Here is a 4,412-nt window from a genome sequence, read left to right on the forward strand (position 1 = left end):
CGAACGCGGCCGCGGCCACACCCGGCCCGCACCCGCACCCGCAGTAAACCGACCGCGACCTGCACACGTCCCACCTGTAACGCCCGAAGGATGCCGGCATGCCGTCGCTTACCCCCCGAGAAATTCCCGTCGTCATCATCGGCGCCGGCCCCAGCGGCACAACGGCAGCCAACCTTCTCGGCCAACAGGGCATCCCCTGCCTCATCATCGAACGCCACCACGACATCTACCCGCTGCCCCGAGCCGTGCACCTCGACGACGAAACGTTTCGGATCATGCAATCAGGCGGCCTCGCCGACGACGTACGCGCCATCACCAGGCCGGCGCTGGGCATGCAGCTGCTGAACTCCGACCACCAGCCGTTCGCCCGCTTCCACCGTGACCCCACCGACAGCGGGCAGGGGCATCCCGGGGCCAACATGTTCGACCAGGCCACGTTGGAGGCAGTGCTGCGCAGGGGACTCGCTCGCTTCCCACACGTCGACCTACGGTGTGGCGCCGAAGCCGTCGCCGTCGAGACCGGGCACACCCACGGCCCCGCCCCCCTGCGCGTCACGATCCGCGACAGCATCTCCGGTCGGCTCGAGCAGATCTGGACCCACGCCATCCTCGGCTGCGACGGCGCTAACAGCAACACCCGCACAACCATCGGCACCACCATGGAAGACCTGCACTTCACCCAGTCCTGGCTCGTCATCGACGTGCACAGCGAGCAACTACTGGAGAACTGGGACGGCATCCACCAGGTGTGCGACCCGCACCGCGCCGCCACATACATGCGGATCGGCCCGCAACGCTACCGCTGGGAGTTCCAGATACGGGCGGGCGAATCCGCCCACGAACTGTCACGAACCGAGGTCGTCCACCAGCTCGTCGCCCCCTGGCTCGGCAGCGTCGACCCGCAGCAACTCACCGTCTTGCGCCAAACCTCCTACACGTTCCACGCACTCATCGCCCGGCGCTGGCGCCGAGGCCGGATATTCCTCCTCGGCGATGCCGCCCATCAGACACCACCGTTTCTCGGTCAGGGACTGTGCGCCGGCATCCGTGATGCGGCGAACCTCACCTGGAAACTCGCTCTCGTCCTGACCGGCCACGCCGACGAGCAGCTCCTCGACAGCTACCAGACCGAACGCCGGCCACACGCCCGCCAGACGGTTCGCACGGCGGTCCTCCTCGGCCGGACGATGACCAGCGGCGCAACTGCCACAGGCACAGCACGCCAAGCCCTGTTCGTACGGGCTACCGGCCTTTCCGCCTTCCAAAAGATCATGGACCGCTCGGTGAGCCCGCCGTTGCGCCCCGGCCCACTCGTCAGGCCGGCATCGCGGCTGTTGCCGGGCCGTCCGCAACCCGCCGGGCGGCTCTGCCCGCAGCCGCTGGTCCGCACCGCAGCCGACACCGCCACTGCCGCCGCCACCGAGATCCCGCTGGACGATCTGTTGGGAGACGGCTTCGCCGTCCTCGCCCGTTGCACCGACTGGATCTTCGCCTTCAACTGGACCTCCGCCATCGACGAGGACGCCCGGGCCTTCTTCGCCCGGCTGCGCACCCGCTACATCGGCATCGTCCCTCTCCATTCCCCCCTGCCGGTGACATCGGACGACATAAAGATCATTCATGACACAAGCGGGACGCTCGGCCGCTGGCTGACCCGCCACCGTGCGTCCGCCGCGCTGCTACGGCCGGACCGCACTGTGTTCACCACCGCCCGTGCGGTCGATCTGACCCTGTGGCGCCGCGAACTCGAATCCGCGGGTGTGCGGGATGTACCTCAACTTCTCCGCTCGGCCGACTCGTGGCAGCAGCCACGGCAACCACTCGTCCATGGCGCCGACCACGCGAGGTCACCACATCTGCACGTTGGCTAGAAGGTCGAAGGCAGCGCGATGATGTTTCTTTCGCGCGAGATTTTCACACCGTCCGCGGTGATGTGACATATAGGCACCGTTGGTGCAGTCTCCCCGGTGTCCGGTGTCCACCATGCTCGGCGAGCATGGTGATTCCGATCATTGATCGGTCTGATTGATCGGTCTGGACGCTTCAGCGCCGTCACCGCTGCTCCCCGCCCATCCCGGTAGGACCAAGGAAGGTGACCGGGGACATTTCACGCCCTGGCGCATGCCCCCAACCTGCCGGCCGGCAGGCCGAGTGCGGACGCCGCCGCTGGCGCATCCACATCTGAGCGCCCGTTGAGCAGGCGGGCGGGCGTAACCATCGGCGGATGGACGTGGCCGGTGTCTCCCACCGCACCGCTTAGATCGCGATTATCGTGAAGATCAGTCTGCCGGTCGTCCTGCTTGGTTGAGCGCTCCCGTGCCCCCGTCCGTGTTCCCGAGGAGGGTCCGCGATGACCGTTACCCCGCCCGCCACTGTCACGCCGGCGCCCGCGCCGATGCGCGCGAACGCCGTTCCAGGATCAGCCGGTGGCCTGCGCGCGGTGGGAAGGCTGCTGCGCGCCGATCCGCTCGCCGGCCTCATCCGCCTGCGCCAGACCCACGGCCCGATCGTGCAGCTGTCGTCCCGTCCGCTGTCGGCGTTCCTCGTGGCGGACCCGGCCGCGATCGCCGACGTGCTGGTCGGGTCGAGTCGCGCCTACCGCAGGGGCTTTGTCCGTCGTGGTCTCGGTTCTCGTCAAACCGTGGTGCAGCCCCTCACCCTGGTACTCGGACAGGGCCTGCTGACCAGTTCCGGTGATCTACACCGCAGACAGCGGCGGCTCATGCAACCGCTGTTCCATCACCAGCGGATCTTCGAGTACGGCGAGACGTTCGTCGCGATTGCCGATGAGCGGACCAAGCGTTGGCAAGACGGGCAACGTCTCGACATGCACAACGAGATGATCGAGATGACGCTGGCGATGGTCACGAAAACCCTGTTCGACGTGGACGTCGACGCCGATGCCGACAGCAACATCGTGACCGTGATCCGGACCGCTATCAGCGAGAACACGGTGGCTGCCCGCAAGGCCCTGCACACTGGTTTCGAACTGCTGGAGCAGCTGCCGCTGCCCTCGGTCCGGCGTCGGCGCAGCTCTCGTCAGGCCCTTGACCGGGTTGTCTACAACCTCATCGAACGCCGCCGTCGTGACGGGGCGGAAGGCGGGGACCTGCTGTCACTGCTGTTGTCCGCCCGTGATGCCGACACCGGGGACGGTATGGATGACACGCAGGTCCGCGACGAGGTCCTGACAATCATGCTCGCCGGTCACGAAACCACCGCCAACGCACTGACCTGGACCTTCCATCTCCTCGGCCGGCATCCCGAGGTGGCGGCAGCACTGCACGCCGAGCTCGACACCGTCCTGTCCGGACGGCGCCCGACGGTCGCGGACCTACCCCACCTGCCGTTCACCGACGCGGTGTTCAAAGAATCGATGCGGCTCTATCCACCCGTGTGGGCGATGAGCCGGTATCTGGTGGAGGACCGCATCGTCGGCGGTTATCCGCTGCCCGCCGGTTCGACGCTGCTGCTGAGTCAGTGGGTCGTCCACCGTGACGGAAAGTGGTGGCCGGAGCCGGAACGCTTCGACCCGAGCCGCTGGATCGGGGACCGGGTCGACCCCGACCGGCCCCGTTACGCCTACTTTCCCTTCGGGGGTGGTCCACATCAGTGCATCGGCAACAGCTTCGCCCAGACCGAAGGAGCACTCGCTCTCGCCACGATCAGCCGCCGCTGGATGTTCGAGCCTGTCGCAGGCCTGCAGATCACACCTGAGCCGCTGGTGACCCTGCGACCCCGTGACGGACTGCCAATGACCATCCGTCGCCGCGGCTGACAGCGCGCCCAGCTCGAAGCCCGACGACCAGCGCGGGAAACGCGCAAGCCAACGAAATACCCACGGGCTACCGTTTCACCAGGGCAGGCCGACGGAGCAGTCGTCCTCTTTCCCCAGCCAGTCAAAGGATGCGCGATAATAACTCCCTTCGCGCGCCCGGAGGCCCTCAGAAGCATTGTGATGAAGCCGGCGCCACAGTACCCGGCCTTCGGATTCCTGTGCCCGCCGGCCGATCTACGCTTCTAAGAGGAACATCCACCACCCATATCCACTGGGGGTAAACATGACCGCCAGAACCCTGCGGCGTGCCACGGTCGTCATCGTCACCGGGCTGTTCGCCATGCTCCTGGGCACGGCTCCCGCCGGTGCTCTCTCCCTGTCCACCAATACATCCACCAATACCGGCACCAGCATCAGCTCCGGGACCAGCACAAACACCGGCATCGGCAGCAGAACCGCCGTCACCGTCGCCGATCCCGTAAGCGATCTCTCCGGCGCTGTTGAGGGACTCTTTTTCGGCGCCGTCTCCCAGGCCGGGAACGCCGTTTCCAACGGATTGTCCAACGGGACTCAGCAATAAGAGCGGCTCGAAGAGCCCCCGCCGGAACAGCGGATTCCGCATGCTGTTCCGGCG

3 protein-coding genes are annotated in these 4,412 nt (G+C 66.8%); all 3 read left to right on the forward strand.

Annotation, left to right across the window (positions count from 1 at the left end; genetic code table 11):
- Positions 1 to 98: 98 nt before the first annotated feature.
- The 3 genes from DD1DGNOD_RS24545 to DD1DGNOD_RS24555 all read left to right on the forward strand — a co-directional run bounded on the left by DD1DGNOD_RS24545 (position 99) and on the right by DD1DGNOD_RS24555 (position 4,358).
- Entirely contained in the window at positions 99 to 1,871 is a 1,773-nt protein-coding gene (locus DD1DGNOD_RS24545; RefSeq protein WP_131768744.1) for a bifunctional 3-(3-hydroxy-phenyl)propionate/3-hydroxycinnamic acid hydroxylase, read from the forward strand.
- A gap of 479 nt (positions 1,872 to 2,350) precedes the next feature.
- Positions 2,351 to 3,778 carry a cytochrome P450 gene (locus tag DD1DGNOD_RS24550; RefSeq protein ID WP_131768745.1) on the forward strand — a complete coding sequence of 476 codons (1,428 nt, stop codon included), beginning with the start codon at positions 2,351 to 2,353 and terminating at the stop codon, positions 3,776 to 3,778.
- A gap of 283 nt (positions 3,779 to 4,061) precedes the next feature.
- A complete protein-coding gene (locus DD1DGNOD_RS24555) occupies positions 4,062 to 4,358 on the forward strand; it encodes a hypothetical protein (RefSeq protein ID WP_131768746.1) in 297 nt (98 codons plus the stop codon).
- The last annotated feature ends 54 nt before the right edge of the window (positions 4,359 to 4,412 follow it).

It is taken from the genome of Candidatus Protofrankia californiensis, from assembly GCF_900634765.1.
GTDB lineage: Bacteria > Actinomycetota > Actinomycetes > Frankiales > Frankiaceae > Protofrankia > Protofrankia californiensis.

What these genes read in the sequence shown, in the direction of transcription:
- DD1DGNOD_RS24545 (WP_131768744.1), top strand. Translation starts at nt 99, where the DNA reads ATGCCGTCGCTTACCCCCCGAGAAATTCCCGTCGTCATCATCGGCGCC.
- DD1DGNOD_RS24550 (WP_131768745.1), top strand. Translation starts at nt 2,351, where the DNA reads ATGACCGTTACCCCGCCCGCCACTGTCACGCCGGCGCCCGCGCCGATG.
- DD1DGNOD_RS24555 (WP_131768746.1), top strand. Translation starts at nt 4,062, where the DNA reads ATGACCGCCAGAACCCTGCGGCGTGCCACGGTCGTCATCGTCACCGGG.